18 protein-coding genes are annotated in these 22470 nt (G+C 44.7%); 10 read left to right on the top strand and 8 right to left on the bottom strand.

Translation table 11 applies throughout. From position 1 onward, the window contains the following. Window positions 1–350 precede the first annotated feature (350 nt). Genes D1814_RS08970 through D1814_RS08960 form a run of 3 tightly spaced genes read left to right on the top strand, consistent with a single transcriptional unit; the run spans window position 351 to window position 2050 of the window. Window positions 351–1025 (top strand): CsgG/HfaB family protein, encoded by a 675-nt coding sequence (locus D1814_RS08970; protein ID WP_118491512.1) that lies wholly within the window; start codon window positions 351–353, stop codon window positions 1023–1025. Next, the gene (locus D1814_RS08965) at window positions 1013–1372 is read left to right on the top strand and encodes a DUF4810 domain-containing protein (protein ID WP_232369006.1); all 360 of its coding nucleotides are present in this window, start codon (window positions 1013–1015) and stop codon (window positions 1370–1372) included. The genes D1814_RS08970 and D1814_RS08965 overlap by 13 nt, the downstream gene beginning before the upstream one ends. Window positions 1373–1375: 3 nt before the next feature. Further along, on the top strand, window positions 1376–2050 hold the full coding sequence (locus D1814_RS08960; RefSeq protein ID WP_118491510.1) for a DUF799 domain-containing protein: 675 nt from the start codon (window positions 1376–1378) through the stop codon (window positions 2048–2050). Window positions 2051–2110: 60 nt separating this feature from the next. On the opposite strand, the gene D1814_RS08955 is transcribed toward D1814_RS08960, so the two are convergent. Both D1814_RS08955 and D1814_RS08950 read right to left on the bottom strand, forming a co-directional pair. Beyond that, window positions 2111–4663 (bottom strand): glycoside hydrolase family 3 protein, encoded by a 2553-nt coding sequence (locus tag D1814_RS08955; RefSeq protein WP_118491508.1) that lies wholly within the window; start codon window positions 4661–4663, stop codon window positions 2111–2113. Between the two features lie 12 nt (window positions 4664–4675). Then, complete coding sequence (locus D1814_RS08950) at window positions 4676–5938, bottom strand: sugar MFS transporter (protein WP_118491506.1); 1263 nt, start codon at window positions 5936–5938, stop codon at window positions 4676–4678. Between the two features lie 205 nt (window positions 5939–6143). Here D1814_RS08950 and D1814_RS08945 point away from each other — a divergent pair, with 205 nt between their 5' ends. Genes D1814_RS08945 through D1814_RS08935 form a run of 3 tightly spaced genes read left to right on the top strand, consistent with a single transcriptional unit; the run spans window position 6144 to window position 10100 of the window. Further along, window positions 6144–7502 (top strand): GH1 family beta-glucosidase, encoded by a 1359-nt coding sequence (locus D1814_RS08945; protein WP_118491504.1) that lies wholly within the window; start codon window positions 6144–6146, stop codon window positions 7500–7502. 20 nt (window positions 7503–7522) lie between these two features. Next, complete coding sequence (locus D1814_RS08940; protein WP_118491502.1) at window positions 7523–8524, top strand: LacI family DNA-binding transcriptional regulator; 1002 nt, start codon at window positions 7523–7525, stop codon at window positions 8522–8524. A gap of 1 nt (window position 8525) precedes the next feature. Continuing rightward, window positions 8526–10100: a sugar porter family MFS transporter gene (locus tag D1814_RS08935; protein WP_118491500.1), complete on the top strand. Its 1575-nt coding sequence runs from the start codon at window positions 8526–8528 to the stop codon at window positions 10098–10100. On the opposite strand, the gene D1814_RS08930 is transcribed toward D1814_RS08935, so the two are convergent. The 6 genes from D1814_RS08930 to D1814_RS08905 form a co-directional block, all read right to left on the bottom strand. Further along, a complete protein-coding gene (locus tag D1814_RS08930; RefSeq protein ID WP_232369005.1) occupies window positions 10090–11676 on the bottom strand; it encodes an ATP-binding cassette domain-containing protein in 1587 nt (528 codons plus the stop codon). The two genes, D1814_RS08935 and D1814_RS08930, sit on opposite strands and share 11 nt — an antisense overlap. Next, a complete protein-coding gene (locus tag D1814_RS08925) occupies window positions 11669–13450 on the bottom strand; it encodes an ATP-binding cassette domain-containing protein (protein WP_118491496.1) in 1782 nt (593 codons plus the stop codon). Before D1814_RS08925 ends, D1814_RS08930 begins: the two co-directional genes overlap by 8 nt. Window positions 13451–13702: 252 nt before the next feature. Then, a complete protein-coding gene (gene cydX, locus D1814_RS08920) occupies window positions 13703–13816 on the bottom strand; it encodes a cytochrome bd-I oxidase subunit CydX (protein WP_012519975.1) in 114 nt (37 codons plus the stop codon). 10 nt (window positions 13817–13826) lie between these two features. Beyond that, entirely contained in the window at window positions 13827–14963 is a 1137-nt protein-coding gene (gene cydB / locus D1814_RS08915; RefSeq protein ID WP_118491494.1) for a cytochrome d ubiquinol oxidase subunit II, read from the bottom strand. Beyond that, entirely contained in the window at window positions 14960–16540 is a 1581-nt protein-coding gene (locus D1814_RS08910) for a cytochrome ubiquinol oxidase subunit I (protein WP_118491492.1), read from the bottom strand. The genes cydB and D1814_RS08910 overlap by 4 nt, the downstream gene beginning before the upstream one ends. Before the next feature lie 363 nt (window positions 16541–16903). Beyond that, complete coding sequence (locus D1814_RS08905; RefSeq protein ID WP_118491490.1) at window positions 16904–17524, bottom strand: Tll0287-like domain-containing protein; 621 nt, start codon at window positions 17522–17524, stop codon at window positions 16904–16906. A 152-nt stretch (window positions 17525–17676) separates the two neighbouring features. Between D1814_RS08905 and D1814_RS08900 the strand changes: the two genes are divergently transcribed. The 4 genes from D1814_RS08900 (at window position 17677) to D1814_RS08885 (ending at window position 22392) form a co-directional block, all read left to right on the top strand. After that, on the top strand, window positions 17677–19044 hold the full coding sequence (locus tag D1814_RS08900; protein ID WP_118491487.1) for a sigma-54 interaction domain-containing protein: 1368 nt from the start codon (window positions 17677–17679) through the stop codon (window positions 19042–19044). 62 nt (window positions 19045–19106) lie between these two features. Next, a complete protein-coding gene (locus D1814_RS08895) occupies window positions 19107–19517 on the top strand; it encodes a hypothetical protein (RefSeq protein ID WP_118491485.1) in 411 nt (136 codons plus the stop codon). Between the two features lie 72 nt (window positions 19518–19589). Continuing rightward, window positions 19590–21707 (top strand): TonB-dependent receptor, encoded by a 2118-nt coding sequence (locus D1814_RS08890; RefSeq protein WP_118491483.1) that lies wholly within the window; start codon window positions 19590–19592, stop codon window positions 21705–21707. Window positions 21708–21969: 262 nt separating this feature from the next. Further along, the gene (locus D1814_RS08885) at window positions 21970–22392 is read left to right on the top strand and encodes a YybH family protein (protein ID WP_118491480.1); all 423 of its coding nucleotides are present in this window, start codon (window positions 21970–21972) and stop codon (window positions 22390–22392) included. Window positions 22393–22470: the final 78 nt, after the last annotated feature.

Genomic DNA, 22470 nt, shown 5'->3' with positions numbered 1-22470 from the left:
TGTTTAAAGATATAAGCTAAACGGGCCAATATTTTAGAGCTTTCGATCTTTGACTCTAAATACATGGCGCTTGCTATCCACATATTTATTATCTTCCTTACGTTTGTCAGTAAACTTTGTCTACCGTACAAGTAATTAATTACTCTGCGAAAAAAGACACACTCAAACCGAAACAATAATGGTTTTAAATAAACTGAATAAGACTAGCGCTTTTGAGCTTTTCCTCTACAAATTATGACGATAGAATTTTCCAAATTTTAGTTCTCCACTGATACATGTTTGTGCTATAGAATTCCTGTGGGGAACACACTCCTCATTATTTCACAAAGAATAAAGGAATTAATGTGAATATGATTAATAATAAAAAACTAATATCAGCGGTATCACTTCTAGCCATTATCGGCGTAACTTCTGGATGCGCAACGACATCATCTCGAGTCGTCGAGACACCAAAAGTAAATAGTTACAACACTCAGTTTACGGGTGAAAAGAAGAAGCTTGTTGTCGGTCAATTTGTAAACCGTTCTAGCTTCCAAAACGGCATCTTTTCTAATGGGCAAGATCGTTTAGGCAGTCAGGCCAAAACAACGTTAATGAGCCATTTACAGCAAACCAATCGCTTCAGTGTTTTAGATAGAGATAACATGAACCTTTTAGCTGAAGAAGCCCAACGAACTGGTACAGAACAGAAAATTTCTGGAGCTAAGTTTGTTATTACTGGTGATGTCACTGAATTTGGACGCAAAGCAATTGGAGACAAACAGCTTTTTGGTATTTTGGGTAAAGGTAAGTCGCAGATTGCTTACGCGAAAGTCACATTGAACGTAGTAGACGTTACCACATCTGAGGTAGTTTACTCTGTAGCTGGTGCTGGTGAGTACAGCCTTTCAGAAAGAGAAGTTATCGGTTTTGGTAGCACAGCTAGCTATGATGCGACATTAAACGGTAAAGTTCTTGATTTAGCTATCCGCGAATCGATTAACAATCTAGTTAATGGTATCGAGTCAGGCGCATGGAAGATTTAAAAATGAAAAAAATAATAATAACAACAGCTTTAGTGCTAGGCATAGTAGGATGTAAAACTACTGAGCCGCTTTACTATTACGGTGAATACAATACAGCAGTATATAGCTACCTCAAAGGTGAAGAAACAACACTTGAAGAACAAATATTAGTACTAGAGGAAACCGTTCAGCTCGCAGCGGCGAACGGGAAAAGCATTGCTCCCGGTGTACATGCACACCTTGGAATGTTGTATTTCGAAAGTGGGAATGCCCAACAAGGTGAGGCTCATTTTGAAACAGAAAAACAATTATTTCCAGAGTCAACGCAATACATCGATTTCCTTCTTACTTCGGCAAAGGGAGCATAATTGATGTTTACCAGAATTTTTAGTGCCTTGGTTTTAATTATGTCACTTTCTGCATGCGTTAGTATGCCACCTGCTCACGACTACACTGCTTTTAAGGCGGTCAACCCTGAATCGGTAATCATTCTACCTCCAGTAAATAATACACCCGAAGTTATCGCACCATATAGTGTAATGACGCAGCTTGCGACACCAATTGCCGAGTCAGGTTTCTATGTGTTTCCTGTAGCAATGGTTAACCAGACTTTTAACAATAACGGTTTAACACAGGCAGCTGATATACAGGCGGTTCCAACACCAAAATTAAAAGAAATATTTGGTGCTGATACTGCGCTTTACGTGACGATTGATGACTATGGTACAAGCTATGTCGTTATTTCTAGTGAAACAAGAGTAAGTGTGACAGCATCGCTAGTCGATCTTGCTACTGGTCAAACGCTTTGGACTGGTGCGGCTACAGCATCGAGTGCTGAACAACAAAACGCCAATAGTGGCGGACTAGTGGGCATGCTAGTGCAAGCTGCTGTTAGTCAAATTTTTGAAACCGTCACCGATAAGGGGTTCGAAATTGCCGCGATGACGTCAACTCGACTACTTTCTGCAGAAAGCTATAACGGTCTTTTGTACGGCCCTCGTTCCCCTAAATACGGGCAACCTGTACCTAGCGAGAAACAGAAATAATAGTAAAAAAACATCGCCTTGATTAACTAATCTTGGCGATGTTTTCAAACAACTCATTCACTAATTCTGACAGCTTATACTCGCTGATTCTGCTGCACTTGGCGTAAACTGAATATCTGCCACACTCACACTCGCCTTACCTGAGCTGCCTAGTTCAAACGGTACGACAAGACCAGTGAAGTCAATGCCCTCGTCAACAAAGCACTGCAGGTCAATGCTCACGTTTGTCCATGTATCAGCAGGCATTGCTTTAAGCTGCTCGCTAATATCAATCTGCGTTGAACAGCTGCCCGCTGCATCCCCTTCGCCTTCACAGTTCATGCCCACGGTAACTGGCGCATTAATATCTGAGTGACGGCTAACGTTAAAGCTTAACGCACCGTCATTAAGTAGCTGTGCGCTTAAATCTTCGCGGAAGAAGCTCTTGCTCGCAAAACGCATTGCCGCAAATTCAGAACCATCAAAGGTAACTTTTCGTGCATCTTCTTGCACTACTTTATCCACTGTGCGGTAGGACAGCGCACCAACGGTGTGAATGCTTGCGTTCACAGGTAGGGTTTCATCACCTGAATACAGCCATAGTACCCACGGTGACTGCACGGCACCATTTAGAATTTCCATCGGCTTGTTGCTGTCAGTGCTCACCTTGATCTCAGTGTTTAACGTATCGCTTAATACATTCTCATCGCTAAAAGTTAAACCAAAACCATAAGGTAAGAGCGGCTCGTAACTCTCATCGCCTTTGTTAACAATCTGCTGAGGCTCTGACGGCCAAGAGAAAGATAGCTTTCCTTTAAAGTCTTGCTCACCAAACAGCACATCCGCTACCGCAGCACCTTCGGAGCCCGGCAACCAAGCAGCAACAAAAGCGTCAGACGCATTGAGCTCAGCATTTACCCACATTGGGCGGCCGCTGATAAATACAGATACTACTGGAATACCTTGCGACTTCAGCTTTTCAAGTAGCGCTAAGTCTTTCTTATTGCCGTACTGATAGATAAGCGTTTCTCTATCGCCGTGGCCTTCTGCGTAAGGTTCTTCACCGAACACGACAATGGCAACATCTGGCTTAGTTTCAAAATCGCCCTCAACAGAAAGCTGAACCTTACCACCTGCGTTTTCGACATGCTCTTTGATACCGTCGTATATAGAGCTACCTCCAGGGAAGTCGTCATTAGTATTATTGGTGCCTTGCCACGTAATACTCCAGCCACCGGACTGCTTGCCAATATTGTGGGCCCCATCACCGGCCACTAATATGCTGTTATTTGCAGAAAGAGGCAGAGTTCTATCTTTGTTTTTCAGCAGTACAAGTGACTCACGTACCGCTTGCGCTGCTACTTCACGATGTTCAGCTTTGCCAATTAATGAACGGTTACCTGAAAGTGGTCGATTTGCTGGGCTAGGCTTATCGAAAAGGCCCGCTCGTACTTTCACACGAAGAATGCGGCGCACTGCATCATCGATACGCGTCATCGCGATAGTGCCATCTTTTACTTGAGCGAGAGTATTGTCGTACAGTACCTTCCAATCATTAGGTACCATAAAGATATCCAGACCCGCGTTGATAGCTTGCGCGCAGTCCTCATTATTACAACCTTGAACCTGCCCGTGACCGTTCCAATCGCCTACTATGAAGCCGTCAAAGCCCATTTGGACTTTAAGTACATCATTTAATAGATACTTATGACCGTGAAGTTTGTCGCCGTTCCAGCTGTTAAACGACGCCATCACAGACTGCGCACCCGCGGTTAGTCCGCCTACATAACCTTGGGCGTGTATATCGAACAACTCTTGTTCGCTAGCAACATTGTCACCTTGGTCGTCTCCACCTACGGTACCACCGTCACCTACAAAGTGTTTTACTGTGCTGATGACACGCTGGTCGCTTAAGAAGTCTTTATTAGCCGCGCCTTGAAGACCTTTAACCACCGAAGCGGCATATTCTCTTACAATAGCCGGATCTTCAGAGTAGCTTTCATAGGTTCTACCCCAACGGTCGTCACGTACAACCGCAACTGTTGGCGCAAATACCCAATCAATGCCCGTTGCCATCACTTCTTTCGCTGTGATATGAGCAATTTCCTCGACTAAATCAGGGTTATTTGCCGCACCTAAACCTATGTTATGGGGGAATAAAGTGGCGCCAATAACATTGTTATGACCGTGAACAGCATCGGTACCCCACATCGTTGGGATTGTCGAACCATCTAGGCTGTCGTCAATGGAAGCTTGGTATAGCTTTTCGGCAAGTTCCACCCAATCTTCAGGAGTTGCATGCTTGTCATTATTCGGGAACGCGCCACCACCATTGAGGTAAGAGCCAAATCCATACTTACGCATGTCTTCAACAGTGATATTGCGAATTTCAGGTTGAATCATTTGCGCAATTTTCTGCTCAAGCGTCATGGTAGATAAAATATCATCTACCTTTTTCTCTACCGCAGGGTCTGACTTTACTTCGATATCTAACTTAGGCCATATCTCACTGGCTTTATTCGTTTTTTCTACGGCACTGTTAACTGAAGAAGCGTCTTCATCGGATGCACAAGCGCTCACTAAGACACTGACCAATGCACCTGCAACAACCTTCGCGATTAGACTTTTTCGCATTATTAATCCTCGTTACTTTTCAGTGGTTTGAAATTTAGATACGCGGCTTCCTACAAGGCCATAATAAGCGATGTAAAGATAGCACGAAGCGGGTAATAGGAATGAAAGCGTAACCCCTATGGAGTCAGCCAGCATGCCTTGAAAAAGTGGAACAATAGCGCCGCCCACAATAGCTAGGCATAAAATGCCTGAACCTTGCGGTGTGTCCTTACCTAGTTGCTGTAGTGCAAGACTAAAAATGGTAGGGAACATAATTGAGTTAAATAAGCCAACGCCCAGAATAGTCCACAGGGCTAAATCACCTGTGCTTGAAAGCGACAGTAAAATAAGTCCAATTGCCATACAGGCATTAAAGGCCAATACATAACCACCAGAGATTTTTTGCATGACTACAGCGCCGATGAAGCGCCCTACCATAGCTCCCCCCCAGTAATACGCCAGCAGTTTTGCGGCGCCCGCTTCGGTTAAACCGCCTACCGCGGGGCTTGCCAAGTAATTAACTAGCATACTGCCTATAGCAACCTCTGCACCTACGTACATAAATATACCTACCGCACCTAATACAAGGTGCTTGTGGTGCCATGCGCCGCCCTTGAATACACCTGAACTTGCGCCTGTGTGGTTGAGTTTAGGTAGCTTTAGATACATAAAAATTAGCGCAAGTAGCAGTAACGATGCCGCTAGTATTAAGTATGGTACCTGCACGTCTGAGGCGCTCGGCGTGCCGCCACCGTGCTCACCTGTGGCGCCATAAATAAGGTAAGAGCCAAAGAATGGCGCTACAGTGGTACCAAAAGCGTTAAACGCTTGAGTCATAGTAAGCCGTGACGACGCCGTTTTAGGGTCGCCAAGCGCCGTTACAAAGGGATTGGCAGATACTTGAAGTATGGTAATGCCTGAAGCCAGCACAAAGAGCGCTAACAAAAAGACACCATAAATTTGACTGGACGCAGCAGGGAAAAACAGCAAACACCCTACACAAGCGATAGCTAAGCCAAGCACTATACCTTTTTGATAACCAATGCGTGACACAACCATCCCGGCAGGAAGCGATACAATGAAGTACGCGCTAAAGAAACAGAATTGAATCAACATTGCCTGTGTGAAGGTAAGGTTAAATGCCCCCTTTAAGTAGGGGATTAGTATGTCGTTGAGACAAGTAATAAACCCCCACATGAAAAACAATGTGGTAAGTGAGATTAGCGCAAAACGGTAGCCACCGTTTGCCGCTTGCTCTTGGGCGGATGAAATATTCGGCTGCACTGGTGTGTCCACAAGTAACCTCTGTTGCTATTTTTCTAATTAATGATAAATTTACATTTGAAAGCGCTTACATACCACTCTGCGATATTTTGTAAGCGCTTACATTAAATAGATAATTACATGAAGCGTTATCGAATTCAATGTAAATATGATGTTATTTGCTTCGCAATAAGCAAAGTAAATATAACGAAATTGTTATTGCTAGGATATTTCTACGATGAAAGACATTAACCTTCCATCCAATTCTATGATGCTTTCTAAAAACTTTCTGTTTGGTGTAGCAACATCTAGCTTCCAAATAGAAGGCGACAGAAAAGGAAGGTTAGACTGCATTTGGGATACCTTCTGTGAAAAAAGCGGCGCTATTTCCGATGCAACCAATGGTGATGTAGCTTGCGATCACGTAGCACTTTGGAAGGAAGATGTAGCGCTTATTGATGCCTTAGGTGTAGATGCCTATCGACTATCTATTTCTTGGCCTCGGGTCATGTTGCAAGATGGTACCGTTAATGAAGTAGGTATGCAGTTTTACGTTAACTTAGTTAATGAAGTCCTAAAACGCGGTATGAAAGTGTTCGTTACGCTTTATCACTGGGATTTACCGCAGTATCTTGAAGACAATGGCGGCTGGCTAAACCGCGATACCGCGTATGCGTTCGAAGAATACGCAGAGGCGGTAGCGAAAGCGTTAGGCGAGAAAGTTTATTCTTACGCCACGTTAAACGAGCCATTTTGCTCTGCTTATTTAGGCTATGAAGCCGGTATACATGCGCCCGGCAAAACAGGCATGGGCAACGGGCGTAAAGCAGCGCATCACCTGCTGCTTGCACATGGGTTAGCATTAAAAGTACTCAACCGCCATTGCCCTAATAGCCAAAACGGCATTGTGCTTAACTTTAGTAACTGCCATACAACAACTGATTCTAAAGAAGATAAACACGCTGCTAAGTTGGCTGACGATTATCATAACCAGTGGTATTTAAGGCCGATAATAGAGGGTAAATACCCTAACGTTATCGACATACTCGATGATAGTAGTAAACCAGAAATACTCGAAGGTGATATGGATATCATTTCTCAGCCTATCGATTATTTGGGTATTAATTTCTACACCCGCACCCTGTATCGAAGCGATGGAAATGGTTGGTTTGAGATAGTTCCACCAGCAACAAACGCGCTAACCGCTATGGGCTGGGAAATTACCCCTGACGCATTTACCGAACTGCTCGTTGATCTTAATGAGCGCTACAACTTACCGCCCATTTATATTACAGAAAACGGCGCGGCAATGGATGATGTCCTTAATAACGACGAAGTCATAGATGATACGCGTACCGCTTACTTTCACACCCACTTAAATGCTGTAAACCGAGCCATGGAAAATGGTGTGGACATTCGCGGGTATTTTGCATGGAGCCTGATGGACAATTTTGAGTGGGCGCTGGGTTATTCAAAACGTTTCGGTATTGTTTATGTTGACTACGATACCCAAAAACGCACCTTAAAACAAAGTGCTTTAGCATATTCAAAACTGGTGAAGAGTCGTATAAATGGGTACATTAGCGGTATTAAATAAGGACAATTACTAGAAACCGTATGGCAACAATTTACCAAGTATCAGAAGCAGCTGGGGTATCGCTGGCTACCGTCTCTCGCGTTATGAATGGAAACGCGAAGGTAAGCGAACGCACGCGTAAAAAAGTAGAGGACGCCATGGCATCGCTGGGCTATCAGCCCAACGCCATTGCGCAATCTCTGGCATCAAACCGCACCAACAGTGTAGGTTTACTTGTTTCAGAACTGCATGGCTCATACTTTGGTGACTTAATGAGCACGGTTGAACACGTGCTAAAGAAAAACGGTAAGCATGTAATTATCACCGCAGGTCACGTAGATGAGAATCGTGAACACGAAGCCATAGAGTTCTTAAAAAGCCGCCGTTGTGATGCGCTTATCTTGCACGCTGAGGCCGTTTCTGACGAATACTTGAAAAAGCTGGTCGACAGCAAAGTCCCAGTTGTCGTGATAAACAGAAAAGTAGACGATCTTGAGCAAAACTGCTTTGTTGTAGACAATGTAAAAGGTGGCTACTTGGCAACAAAAGCGGCCATTGATGCGGGCCATAAAAACATCGCGTACATTAGCGGCCCGCTATTTAAAAAAGATGCGAGCGATCGTCTTGCTGGTCACAAAAAAGCCCTTGAAGAAGCGGGGCTTACATTTGATAAGAAAAGCTTGTTCGAAGGCGACTTTCATGAGTCTACAGGACAGGAAGGGATGCATCACCTTCAATCGACCTTCCCAGACTTCACGGCACTCGTGTGTGCAAACGATGAAATGGCCTCTGGCGCAATGACGGCGGCACGAGAAGCTGGTTTCGATATCCCCACACAACTTTCCATTGTTGGTTTCGATAACGTATTGTTTTCGCGCTATCTTTATCCAAAGCTAACAACAATCAATAACCCTATTCACGCTATGGGAGAAATGGCCGCTTATTGGGTACTTGAACATGTTTATGACATTAAAAGTCCTATCCCAATTAAGCACTTATTTGTTCCAGAAGTTGTCGATAGGGACACATTAGGCAAATTGTAAAATGAATAAAGCCCTGTCTCCCTCGCTATACTACACGCTTATTGTTTCCCTTGGTGGGTTCATATTTGGCTTTGATGCCAGCGTAATAGCCGGAGCCAATGGCTTTATTGACGCCGAGTTGAACCTAAGTGATTGGCAGCAAGGTTTTGTAGTCAGCTCCCCCACGTTGGGCGCACTTGTTGCCATGCTTTTTGCGGGCGGCATAAGCGACGCTATCGGCAGACGAAAAGCCCTCATTCTTGTCGCTTTCTTGTATTTACTTTCATCCATAGGCTCTGCCCTCGCCCCTAATTTCGAACTGCTAGTGCTTGCTCGGTTTATTGGCGGCATAGCATTTTGCTCGCTAATCATTGCCCCACTGTATATTTCGGAGATTAGCTCACCACAAAACCGTGGAAAAATGGTATCGGTGAATCAACTCAACATTGTGTTTGGTTTCGCCCTGTCCTATTTCACTAACTACTACTTGCTGCAGCTTAGCGGCAGTGGAGCAGCCTGGGTTGCCGATTGGGGTTTAGACACTTATCTATGGCGCTACATGTTAGGTCTTGAAGTCATTCCAGCCGCGCTGTGGTTTGGCCTGCTATTTACTATTCCCCGTAGTCCTCGATGGTTGGTACTAAAAGGTAGGCAAGAAGAAGCAGAGCAGGTGATAAACCGCCTTTTCGATAAAACACAAGCCCAAGCACTTGTTAAAGATATTGCATCTTCGCTTAACGAGAAGTCTTGGACGTTACGCGAGCGTCTTGGTTTTTTAAAAGCAAAAGCCATGCGCTTTCCTTTAATGGTAGGAATTATTATTGCCATTGCGCAGCAAATTACCGGTATCAACGTTATCTTTTTCTATGCTCCTACTATTTTTGAACAAAGTGGCGTGGGTACCAACGCCGCCTTTATGCAGGCGGTATGGATTGGTGTAGTGAATGTCGCCTTTACTGTTGTGGCAATGATGACTATTGATAAGTGGGGTAGAAAGCCACTACTCATTGTGGGTTTAACCGGTGTTACAATTAGCATGGCTATCTGCACTTATGGTTTTAAACAAGCCACTTACCAAGTGCAACAAACTGCCGTTAGCACTATCCAACAAGAAACGCCCAGTGTAGCAAGTAAACTAGAGCCTCTAACCAACGAAGTCTATTATTCAGACGTAGAGTTTAAACGGGCGCTTAAAACAGTTTTATCAAATGAAGAGTTTGATACTTACCAACAGCCATTGCTTACCAGCAGTATCACTATGAACGCGCCCTTAGTGCTATTTGGCATTATCGCGTTTGTAGCCTCTTTCGCTATGTCTTTAGGCCCGGTGATGTGGGCGATGCTAGCCGAAATTTTTCCTAATCAAACTCGTGGTTTGGCTATCTCTTTGGTGGGCGTGATTAACTCCTTAACCAGCTTTCTAGTTCAAATTATCTTTCCATGGGAGCTAGCTAACTTAGGCGCAGCCACAACATTTGCCATTTACGGCTGTTTTGCATTAATCAGCCTCATTTTAGTTGCTAAGCTCTTTCCGGAAACTAAGGGTAGAAGCTTAGAAGACATTACAAGAAACTTCGAACAAAAGGCTATGAAATAGCGCACTGTGTTTGCAGTGAAGTATTAATGTCTGCTTCACCTAGTTGAAGATGCGTTTTTACGTTTAGCGCGTCGGGTGTTGTATGAGAAGCTACCAAAATCAACGTCGTAGTGGAAAGACCATTAAGCACCTTGCTAACCTTTTGTTGTGTGTGAGAATCTAACCCTTCAAAAGGCTCATCTACAGCAAGAACTGGTGGCTTCGCTAATATTGCGCGAGCCAAGGCCAAACGTTTTTTCTCGCCTCCAGATAAAGGCCTTCCAGCCTTTCCTACCCAAGTCGTTAAGGGCAGAATCTCTTCTAGGCCAAGCGCGGATAACAGATCACACATTTCATTTTGAGAAATATCATTGCCCGCTGGGTCTAGGTTTAAGGATATACTCCCGGATAACACAATAGGTTCCTGCTCTACATAGCGCCAGTTTGTCACCATGCCCTCGGGCATGGCTACCCCGTCAATTGCGCGCTGCCCTGTCGCTGGCAGCAAACCAATAATTGATTGCAGCAATGAAGACTTACCGCATCCCGACGACCCCGAAATACAAACAACACCATTCGCAGCTAGCGAAGTATTAACCATACTTGCATGTCGACCTTTAGCAGAAAACTGAATTAAATTAAGTGAGTGTTTTATTTCTCTATCGCGATACTGCTTAATTGGCGTGGCTTTAAGTTGCTTAAGAGCACTGACGCTTTGTTTATACTGCGCAAACTTACTTACACTTAAAAAGCCTGCACTTGCCCAGTCTGGCGCTGCCAATAGAACCATAGGTATGATTATGGCGATAGGTGCGAATACAAAGGCCGACACCACGGGTGATATACCCGACATGACTAAAATAACAAATAAAAACGCTAAACCCTGAAACCACCATGCAGTGCCTTGTGCCTTAGCTTTTTGCGCAAGTTGTAAATGCCATACTTGATTAGCGCTCGGTATTTTAGTGCTGTCAGTGTTTGATGAGGCAGGGTTACTTTCAACCATCGATCTGTCCAGATGCCAAATGGCACTGCGGTTGAAAAAATCGGAAGATTGCTGACGAAACTGCTTATTTACTTTATTGGCCTCTTTCGCAAGAGTTAGTGCGCCTAGGCCCTGCACGACCACAGCAATTAGCCAAGCAACAAGTAGCGCCAAAATATAAAGAGCGCCTGGGAGGTCAAGGTACACCGCGGCAACGCACAAACCTGAGAAGATGAATACAACGCTTGATAGAGGGGCGACCCATGCAATCCATTTGCTCGCCAGCTCTTCGGTATGTTGAGCTAATGCTTCCGTGGTGTAGGCCTTGTCAGCTATTTGGTTGTTTTCTAGCTGACGAAAAACGAGCAAGCGCTCTTTTGCAATACGTGCTAGCAAATCGTTGTGTCCAAACCACATACTGGCATAACCTGACGCAATACGAAGGAGCGCCAACGCGCGAATAACTACAGCAGGTATTACATAGTTAAACCCCACTGGCGCTATCGCACTAATCGCGATAAACCAAGCAGAAATAGCAAGAATACTAATACCGGCTATGCCGTGCAAAAGAGCCAATAGTAGCGTCAGATAAGCGGGTTTTCCGTTATTCAAAGCTGAAACTCCCTTTCTGGTCATTTAGATTTTTATTGACAGCATTGCTTACTACTTTCACTACACTTGCTACATCGCAATCGTGGTTACCGTGTTCTATACCAGTGTCGCTGTGAGCATTATTCACTTCATTATTCGCTTGGTTGAGTGGAGTTTTTTTCTCAACCGACCAAAACTGATTAAACCAGTTACATGGCAATGCTTTGTGAGAGGCCCATATCAAGGTTTTGCTCTCGCCCAAACGTTTAATCAACTGAGCTAGCCTATGATGCTGTTCATCGGGTAAATGTGCGGTTGGTTCATCGAGAAGCCAGATACTTTCATCACGTAATAACGCTCTTGCCAGTGACAAACGTTGTGCTTCACCGCCTGAAAGTTGAGGGTAGTCTGTCATAACCGTATCAAGCCCGTAGGGCAACAGTGTTAGCCAAGCTTCAAGTTCAACATCTCGCAGTGCTGTCATTAAGATGTCATCGGAGTAAGTATCGTTAAGACATAAATTCTCCCGCACTGTACCGGGCGTAATGACAGGGTGCTGAGTGATCCACAATACTAGCTGTTCAAATTTATGTGTTGCTGGTCTTTGACCGCTAAGCGCCTCTAGCAATAGGGTTTTTCCCGCTCCAGATTTCCCATTAAGAAGCACCTTATCGCCTTTTGAGATTATCAATGAGTCAGCTTTTAGTAAGGCAGGTTGTACGCGCCCTTCATTAAGTAAAGCAGGCTCACGCAAGTCGAACACATTGAAGTTAGAAGCATCTAGTAACCGTGACATTTCTTCGGGGTTATCGGCACATTGAGCACGACATTGTAATGAAACCGTACTGGGCATGTTTTTGTACAAGGGAGCCAGTTCTTCTTGTGCTGCTTCAGCCTGAGCTTTTTGATGATACACCTGGCCCAGTTTTTTCATTTCACTTAGCAACAAGGGTACGGTAAGTAAAATCCATAAGCCTTGCTGCAAGGTTATAGCTGGACCTATTTCAAGCTCACGTAATAGCGAAAAACCAATAAATACCGCCACTAACGCAACAGCAAGAGTGGCAAAAAAATCGAGCACACTATTGGATAAAAACGCGACACTGACAACTTTCATTGTACGATTATTTAAATGTTTGCTTGCTTCTTTTAGCAGGACGGTTTGTCTTTGATGCGCTTGAAAATTTGCTAGCATCGGCAATGCCGTTAAACGGTCTGTAAACAAACTTCCCAGCCGTTCAAGAGCGCCAAAGTGTTTGCGATGCAGTGCAGCCGCGCCCTTACCAACAATAATCATGAAAAGCGGCACCACGGGCAGAGTAATAAGCAAACCAAAACCAATAACGGGATTTACATAAAAGAGAACGCTTAATGCTAATAGTGGAACTACCACCGCAATTGCTTGCTGTACACGATATTCCAACGCCCAATCTGTAAAAGCTTGTAGATGCTGTAACCATAGCGATTGCCAATAATACACTGAGTTCTGGCGAACTAACGCGTGTTGTCGAATGACAAATATCTTCTTTAACTGTATTTCTAATTTGTGGAGCACAGTGCTTTTCGCTTGTTGCGATAACCGATTCACTGCTCCCTGCAATAACCAAGTTATTCCTAAGCAAACAGATAGACCCACAAGATCATTTTGAGCCGCAGGCGACTCATTCACTACCCAATCTTGAGCTATGCAAGAAAAGTAATAAAAGCCAATAATCAAAGAAAAAAGCGACAAACACTTAACCGCTACCTGTGACATAAGCGAACGGCGCAGGCCAAGCGTGTGCGCGCTATCCATGTCCTTACACCACTGAGTAAGTGTTTGTCTGTTGGGAACCTTTTCTTTAATCACTGTTAATTTCTATCTTTTATGTTGTTTTGTTTCTTCGAAATGGTGGAGAGCTGGCTGCAAAAAAGCCCTCCTCCATCTTTCAATCACTCTGATTGCGCGGAGTCCTCCCCGTCCCAAACCTTCAGCAGCAGTGACGCTGCTGAAGAGCCCCCACGGATGGGATAACGGCGTGTTCTTGCGGTCAGCCTACCTCCACTCCTATTCTTGGTCTTCGGGTCTATCCATATTTTCTGTAGCTTCCAACCACATGGCGTTGATAATGCCGAAAGAGCAAGCCAGTAAAACTCCTAATATCCAAGCGAAATACCACATAGCACCCTCCTTAATAAATGGTATGAGATTGGTCGAGATCATCACTTTTAATGCGACCACGCATTACGTAAAAGCTGTAGGCTGTGTAACTTAAGATAATAGGAACAAAGATACAGGCCACAATAAACATAACGTTTAGCGTTAGGTGACTAGACGTTGCGTCCCAAACAGTCAGACTCGCTTCTGGCATAACGATACTTGGCATCAAGAAAGGGAACATCGAAAAGCCCGCAGTTAAAATTACACCCGTAATAAACAGTGCACTTGATACAAACGCCATACCTGCGTTGCCTTTTTTAGAGAAAAACGCACAGGCAAGGCCCGCAGCAATACCTAAGACAGGGGCAATCATCATGAAGGGATATTTGCTGTAGTTACTCATCCAGCCGCCTGCTTCAATCGCCACTTCCTTCTTAAGCGGGTTAGATGTAGCGATAGTATCTACTGCGGATGTGATGACAAAGCCATCAAGCCCAAATGCCACCCAAAAACCTGCAATTGCAAACAGTGCTACACCTACCAAGCTAAGCACTACCGATACCGCCCGAGCGCGAACCTCGATGAAACCGTCGGTTTTCATCTGAAGCCAAGTAGCCCCGTGATTTAACAAAATCGCTACTGACAATAAGCCACTGACTAAAGCAAAAGGTGTTAGCAAACCAAAGAACGAGCCTGTGTAGGTTGATTTCAGGGTGCTGTCTAACTCGAAAGGCACACCTAGTAGCAGATTACCGAACGCTACCCCAAAGATAAGCGCAGGAATAATACCACCCGCAAACAAAGCCCAGTCCCACGCTTTCCGCCACTGTGGGTTGGGCAATTTACTGCGGTAGTCGAAGCCAATTGGGCGCATCCATAAGGCGATTAGCGTTAACGCTAAAGCAAGGTAAAAGCCGGAAAACGCCGTAGCGTATATCATCGGCCAGGCAGCAAAGATTGCTCCACCAGCGGTAATAAACCACACCTGATTACCATCCCAGTGCGGTCCAATAGTGTTGATCATTACGCGACGCTCCTTATCGTTTTTACCAATAAGTGTTAGCAATGCACCCACACCTAAATCAAAGCCATCTGTCACAGCAAAACCAATAAGCAGAACGCCAACCAAACACCACCAGATGATTCTCAATAGTTCATAATCAATCATGCCTTTGCTCCTTGCTCGTCAAGGTCAATAAGATCAAGTTCAGTCTCATGCTGTTTGTCCTCAGGCGGGACTGGACCTTTTTTCGCGAATTTCTTCATCAAGTAGAAAGCGACAATGAACATCACAGTGTAAAAAACGGTATACGCCACAATGGTGGTGACCACATCGCTTATAGCTAGATTAGACACCGAAGTATGCACAGGCAGCACTTCTGCGATAGACCATGGCTGACGACCATACTCTGCTACGAACCACCCTGCTTCACAGGCAACCCAAGGAAGCGGCAAGCCATAAAGTGCGCCTTTTAGCAACCAGCGAGGCTGAGTGATTTTGTGTTTAGTGCTGTAATAAAAAGCACATAAGAAAAGCGCTAGCATAATAAAGCCTGCAGCAACCATGATTCGGAAGCTCCAAAATAGCGGGGCTACCGGAGGAATGCTGTAATCGACGGCTTGCTGAATGGCGATTTCTGACGGGTTTGACACATCGTCTGTGTAGGGCTCAAGCAGCATGGCGTAGCCAAGACTGTCTTTGTTTGCTTCAAAGGCCGCGCGCTGCTCAGCTGTCGCAGTGCCGTTTCTTACATCATCTAGCACTTCGTATGCTTTGATACCGCTTAAGATACGCTCGCGATTTTCTTCTTTTAAATCTTTTATACCTTTTACTTCTTCGGTTAACGAACGGGTAGCAATGATGCCCATTGCCCATGGAACCTGAAGTGCATACTCGGTTTCTTCTTTTTCATCGTTCGGTATGCCGAAAACGGTAAATGGTGCAGGTGCTGGGTGGGTTTCGTACTCAGCCTCGACAGCAGCCAGCTTCACTTTTTGTACGTCACCAAGCTCGTAGCCACTTTCATCACCCAACACAATAACTGATAAGGTCGCCGCTAAACCAAAGCTCGCGGCTATAGCGAATGAACGACGTGCAAAAGCGATGTGTTTATGATTAAGCAGGTAATAGCTTGAAATGGCTAATACGAACATAGCGCCGGTCACGTAACCTGCAGATACCGTGTGAACAAACTTAACCTGTGCAACCGGGTTGAAAACAACTTCAGCGAAGCTGGTCATTTCCATGCGCATAGCTTCAAAGTTAAATTCAGCGCCTACTGGGTACTGCATCCAACCGTTAGCAATTAAGATCCATAATGCTGAGAAATTTGAGCCAATCGCCACCAGCCATGTAGCCATAAGGTGTTTAACCTTAGACATTTTGTCCCAGCCAAAGAAGAACAAACCTACGAAAGTAGATTCTAAGAAGAACGCCATCAATCCTTCAATAGCCAGCGGTGCTCCGAAGATATCGCCCACATAGTGAGAATAATATGACCAGTTCATGCCGAACTGGAACTCCATGGTTAAGCCAGTAGCTACCCCAATGGCAAAGTTAATTCCAAACAGCTTTCCCCAAAACTGGGTCATTTGCTTGTATATCTCCTTACCTGTCATCACGTAAACAGATTCCATAATGGCAAGTAAAAAGCTAAGCCCTAACGTTAAGGGTACAAAAATAAAGTGGAACATTGCAGTTAATGCAAATTGCCACCGCGATAGTTCTATTAACGTATCGCTCATGGGTTATCTCCCTTGTCAAACAGGTGCGCTAAGCACATGAAATAAAAATAGTTTGTATAGTATTCAGTGGGATAATTGCTGAACTTTCAGCTTTAGCAGCATTGTTAGAGCACGGTCTGTGCCACTCGCCAAATTTGTTTCACTTTAAAAGCAAAGCTTGGTCGCAGAACGGCATTTGCGTACGCTGCAGAGGGATTATTCCATGGTGGAAAGTTGAGCACTTTGATCTATCGCAATAATCTAATATGAAAATTGCGTCATTTTTGTCAATGGAGAGACAAAAATGACACTAATGTAAATGGGAGGAAAGTGCTAAGTACCTTGTCAGTGGGACACTGAGGAGCTAAGTTAGAAAAATTACCGCTATTTAGGTCGATATGTAAGCGTAAAAGCACCGCGCAAATCACCAACTTCAAATCCCGTAGCTTGGTCATCAGGGTAATGTTTAGCAATAACATCTTTCACAGCAGGGGCTATATTAGTGCCATGGCACGCCATACAAATTTGACCTTGTTCAATGGCCATCATATAGCGAAATTCACCGCTTTCATCATCATACTGATATGTGTCTAAAGGCCTTTTAAGCGGTTCACTAGTTAGCTTGTTTTTCTCTAAAAGACTAGAAAAATGCGCTAGCTGTTCTCGCTCCCAATCATCGGGCGCATTACCCGGGTTACGTACTTTGAGTGAAGTACGCCCTATCACCCAACCATTCTTGCTTAGGCTCTCAGCAATTGGTCCTGCGGCTAATTGGCACTCTTCTACGCCCGCTGTTAAACCACCAGATTTTATAGCCTGTTGCAGTCGCGTTTTTAATCCAGCGCCAAGCGCTTTTACGTGCTCTTTAGCTTGTTTAATTTTTATTTGAACCTCGCCTTCTTGCGCATCAACATTAGTCATTTGAGGCTTTTCAGCGAGATTACAGCCGCTTACTGTTGCGCTTAATATCGTGCTTAACGCCATTAAAGCCACACATTTATTCATAGAGTAACGCTCCTGATAACTGAGTTTATGGCCACTCGGGCCAAGTCATTTATCTCAAACAGTGAACAAGCTTTGTGCCAGTATGTTAAATTGATGGGATAAAATTAGAATTAACTAATACGCTGACAGTGAACATATCAATTGTACAAGCAATGATAGATGCAATAGACAGACCCGCTATTTTCATCAATCAAAACTATATTATTGAGGCGGTTAACGCGCCTTACAGAGACACGTACCCCGTTAATATTAAGTTAGGCTATAGCACCTGCTATCAGGTATCTCATCGCAACAGCAAACCCTGTGATCAATGCGGCGAGCAGTGTCCCATGCAGCAAAGTAAGACGACTGGACGAGCGGCGAGCGTGGTACATATTCACTCCACCAGCGAAGGTCAAAGTTATTGCGATATTTTGATGCGTCCAATATTCGATGGGAATGGCGATTTATTAGGTTATTTAGAGATTTTAGATAAGCTTGCATTTGCATCTAATCGCCCTGCAGCAGGCAAGATAATTGGCGAGTCAGAAGCATTTAAAACTATGCTTAATAAAATAAATCGCGCCGCAAATTCGGATATAGCGGTATTGCTACATGGAGAAACTGGGACAGGCAAAGAGTTGGTCTCGCAGGCATTACACTCTAACAGTTGTCGTGCAGATAAGCCTTTTGTTGTAATTGAATGCACTGGACTGTCTGACTCTTTGCTTGAAAGTGAGCTATTCGGTTATGAAAAAGGTGCCTTTACTGGCGCTACTTCAAACAAAAAAGGGTTAGTAGAAGCGGCAGAAGGCGGCACCCTATTTTTCGATGAAGTAGGTGATATACCCCTTGCCATGCAGGTTAAACTACTAAGATTGTTTGAGACCCAAACCTATCGCCCAGTGGGTAGTGTAGTATCCAAGAAAGCTAACTTCCGTTTGGTTTGCGCATCGCATAAGAATTTGAAACAAATGGTAGAAAAAGGCGAGTTTAGGCGCGATCTTTATTACCGAATTGCAGGCTTTCCTATTAGCCTTCCGTCTCTGCGAGAAAGGCAATCAGATATTGCGCTCATCGCAACGCACTTTTTAGCCCAGTCGCGAGAGAAAAAGCGTTTCAGCAAAAAAGCACTAGAGAAACTGAGTAGCTATTCGTTTCCGGGCAATATTCGCGAGCTACGTAACATCGTGGAGCAAGCCATATTATTTGCCGATGAGCCCGTAATATACGAGTCAGACTTACCTGACCTTGACGATGATTTTACAGGCGAAGACCTCAGCCTAATGACCAGTACTATCAGTTCAAAGGCAAGTAGTAATGGCAAATACGTTCGTAAAGTGAATGTTAAAGGGTCAGAATATCCTGCGAATGAAATTATGACGCTAGAAGATGCCGAACAGACTTATCTTGCTGAGGTTTGTACTGCTTTCAAAGGCGATATAAACCAACTTGCGGACCAGTTAGGCGTAAGTACACGCACCCTATACCGGAAGTTACAGAAAGCAGGTATTAAAGCTGGTATTAATGAAAACAATTAATCAGTGGAAATAAACTGTCGTCACAGGCTATGATAAAAGTGCGCAATTTAAAAAGATAAAAAATGTCGATTAAACGCCTTATAGCCTTAACACTTTGCCTTTGTATGCTTTTGCAAAATGCATTAGCACTCGGCCTGGCTTCGCATACTATGCAGCATGCACGTAAAATGGTGGGCGACGATATTGAACTTATTTGTACTGGCAACACCATGCGATACATATCGCTTAGTGCCACAGAGCTTAAAGGTGAATTTGTATTTATAAGCCCCGAGCTGCTAAAAGCGCCTGTCGAGCATGTAGATTGTACCAATGGCACACTCGCAGACCTTCCTCATATTGATAATGTACCGGTAGATTCAATGGCGGTGCTATCCCTTGTGCGCTATCGCGCCTTAGTATCTCGCCTTGCAGCAGCGCCTTACACATCATTTGCGTTTGCCGCCCCGCTTGGCCGCGCTCCACCCATTGCATAGCAAAACCTAAAAAACACACTTAACGCGCATGGTTTAACCGTGCATATAGTTCGTTTATTTAATGGAATTGTTATGAAGTATTCTTTACTGGCATTCGCTGTTTCAGCTGCCTGCACATCTGCACACGTTTATGCAAACACATCTGAACTTATTGACAGCGCTTCAACAGAAGTGATTACAGTTATCGGCTCTTCGCTTAATGATAATACACTAGAAATTGAGCGCGAAACGGTGACTGCCGCAACCAATATAGACGCTGATTTTGGCGATCAGTTAGCGCAACTACCTGGCGTATCCGTTTCCCGAAACGGGCCGGTTACAGGCCTTATCCAATACCGAGGGCTGTTTGGCGATAGGGTCGGCGTATCCATCGACGGTGTCGATATAGCCGGTGCGGGACCTAACGCCATGGACTCGCCCTTATCCCACGTACTGCCAGAGCCAGGGCTTACCGCCACCTTGTATCGCGGTATTGTACCGGTGAGTGCTGGAGTACAAACCCTAGGCGGCAAGCTGCGTATTAACGCAGATGCAGCATCCCTTTTTGCTCTAGAAAGCGGTATTACTGGCAGTGTAAATGCCAGCTTAATTAATCCGGGTAGCGGGCAACAATACCAGGGCAATATGCTTTACAAAGCGGAGCAAGCTTTCATTAGCGGCGCTTTCATGCACCAGCAGCGTAATGAGCGAGAATCGGGTGATAACACTGTTATACCCAATAGCCACTACCAAAGAAACGGCGGAAAATTTAGACTTGGCTATGAATGGGGAAAACACCAAGTCGATGCAAGCTATCAACAGCTAAACACCAATGAAAGCGGCACACCAGCGCTCGCCATGGATATAGGTTTTATCGATGCAGCATGGTACCGACTAGGTTATCGCTACAACGCCAGCGACGCAGAGTACTTTGCTATAAATTGGTTTGGCAACAGTAACCAACACGCTATGGATAATTTTTCACAGCGCATGGTAATGTCAGATGATATGGCAAGAGAAAATAATGCTGACGCTATCGCTCAGGGATTGGATGCCAAGTACGTTATGCCGTTGGATAGTGGCGAGCTTGAACTGGGCGCTTATCTACACCACAGCCGAAACAACTCTGTAATTACTAACCCAAATAACGGTATGTTCTTTGTAGATAACTTTACTAATGTACAAAGAGATACCGCGAGTATTTATGCCCAATGGACACTAAACAAAGAAGATTATTCGTCTACGCTTGGTGCGCGATACACCCGCGTTAATATGGAGGCCGGAGAAGCGGGTTCTAACATGGTGATGATGAACCCAGCAGTTGCTACGTTAGTCAGTAATTTTAACGCCGCTGACCGTGACGAAAACTACAGCATGTTAGATATAGCTGCTACCACCCGATACCATGCAAGCGACTCACTCGATATCGTACTTGGTATGTCTCAGAAAAATCGTGCTCCTACCTATTTCGAACGTTATACCTGGCTACCTCTTGGCATCTCGGGCGGCATGGCTGACGGTTTTAACTACATAGGTAACCTTGAATTAGACAATGAAACCGCGCGCAAACTAGATGTGGGTATTGATTACAGCTATAAAAATTGGACTATCTCGCCCCGCCTTTTCTATCAAGATATAGAAGATTACATCACGGGATCACCTAGTACGAATATGGCGGCGAACATGGTGTCCACCATGATGGCTGGTACAGAGCCGTTTCAGTGGACGAATACCGACGCGGTTATAAAAGGTGCGGATATGACGGTGCAAGGCCAGCTTACCGATAGCCTGAGTTTGCGTGCAGTAGCAACCATTCAGCATGGTAACCGTGATGACATTGACGATGCTTTGTTCCGCATTGCGCCAGAGCAGTTAACAACAACAGTTCAATGGAATACGCAAGTATTTGATGCGCCGCTTCAAATGCAGCTTACATCTGAATTAACAGGCGCACAAAACCATATCTCGGCACTGCAAAATGAGGCACCCACAGCAGGCTATGGTTTATTTCATATCTCGGGGCTTTTAACGCTTTTTGATAATACGCAGTCAAATCTTGAGGTTACGGCAACTATTCATAACCTGTTCGACAAACAATACGCCACACACACAGCCGGCATTAATCGTGTAATGAATGCCGATGTTGAAGTAGGTGAGCGCGTGCCTGGTGCCGGAAGGGAGTGGCATCTTTCGCTGAACTATCGCTTTTAAGTAAAGGTCAAAAACCGTTGACTTTCTCTTGGGTGCACAGGATACTCAGGTCATTAAATACTCACTAGCAGCACATTGTTTTTAAACACTATGCCTAAAAACACGAATACACATACTGCTTACTCAGCGTCTGCGCTGATTATTATTCTCGCTATTCTTAGGAATGGGCGGGTTAGCTAGTGCGTAAATAGAATTCACTAAACCCGCCGCAAAGGCGGGTTTTTTATTGGCTCGTCTTGCGTTAAAAAATGGAACGACAGCCATGAACAACCCAATATCTCACGTATTACAACAGCTGCATGACGCAGTAAACCGCGGCGATCAAGACGCCTTATCCCAATGTTATGCTAGCGATGCAACAGTGGTCGCTACCCCCATGTCCAGCTTAATGCAAAACCAGACTACTGAAGAGCATGCCACGCAACGCGACTGCGTTAACGCTCTACTTAAATTTCAAAAGAAATTCATGCCCGACCACTTTGTTACAACCGGAGATGAACGGGTTATACAAGCCGGTGATGTAGCGCTAGTCGTGGCTAAGCTATATCTTGTCCCCAAAGCCACGCCCAACGCCCTACCCTGCGAGGGTAAGCGCGCTGTTTATGTTTTGCAAAAAGATGCGACTGGTGAATGGCGCTGCATCATCGATAATTTCTTTGGCACTGACTTGTTAGATTTTGCGTAATTTGTACTGAACCACATATCCAAATATCAGAGATGCCATAGAAGAAAGTTTTGAATAGACGCTCAGTGATATAAGGTG

It is taken from the genome of Alteromonas sp. BL110, assembly GCF_003443615.1.
In the GTDB taxonomy this organism is placed as follows: domain Bacteria; phylum Pseudomonadota; class Gammaproteobacteria; order Enterobacterales; family Alteromonadaceae; genus Alteromonas.
Note: the sequence above shows the minus strand (reverse complement) of the source record. Positions and strands in the feature narration are given on the sequence as shown.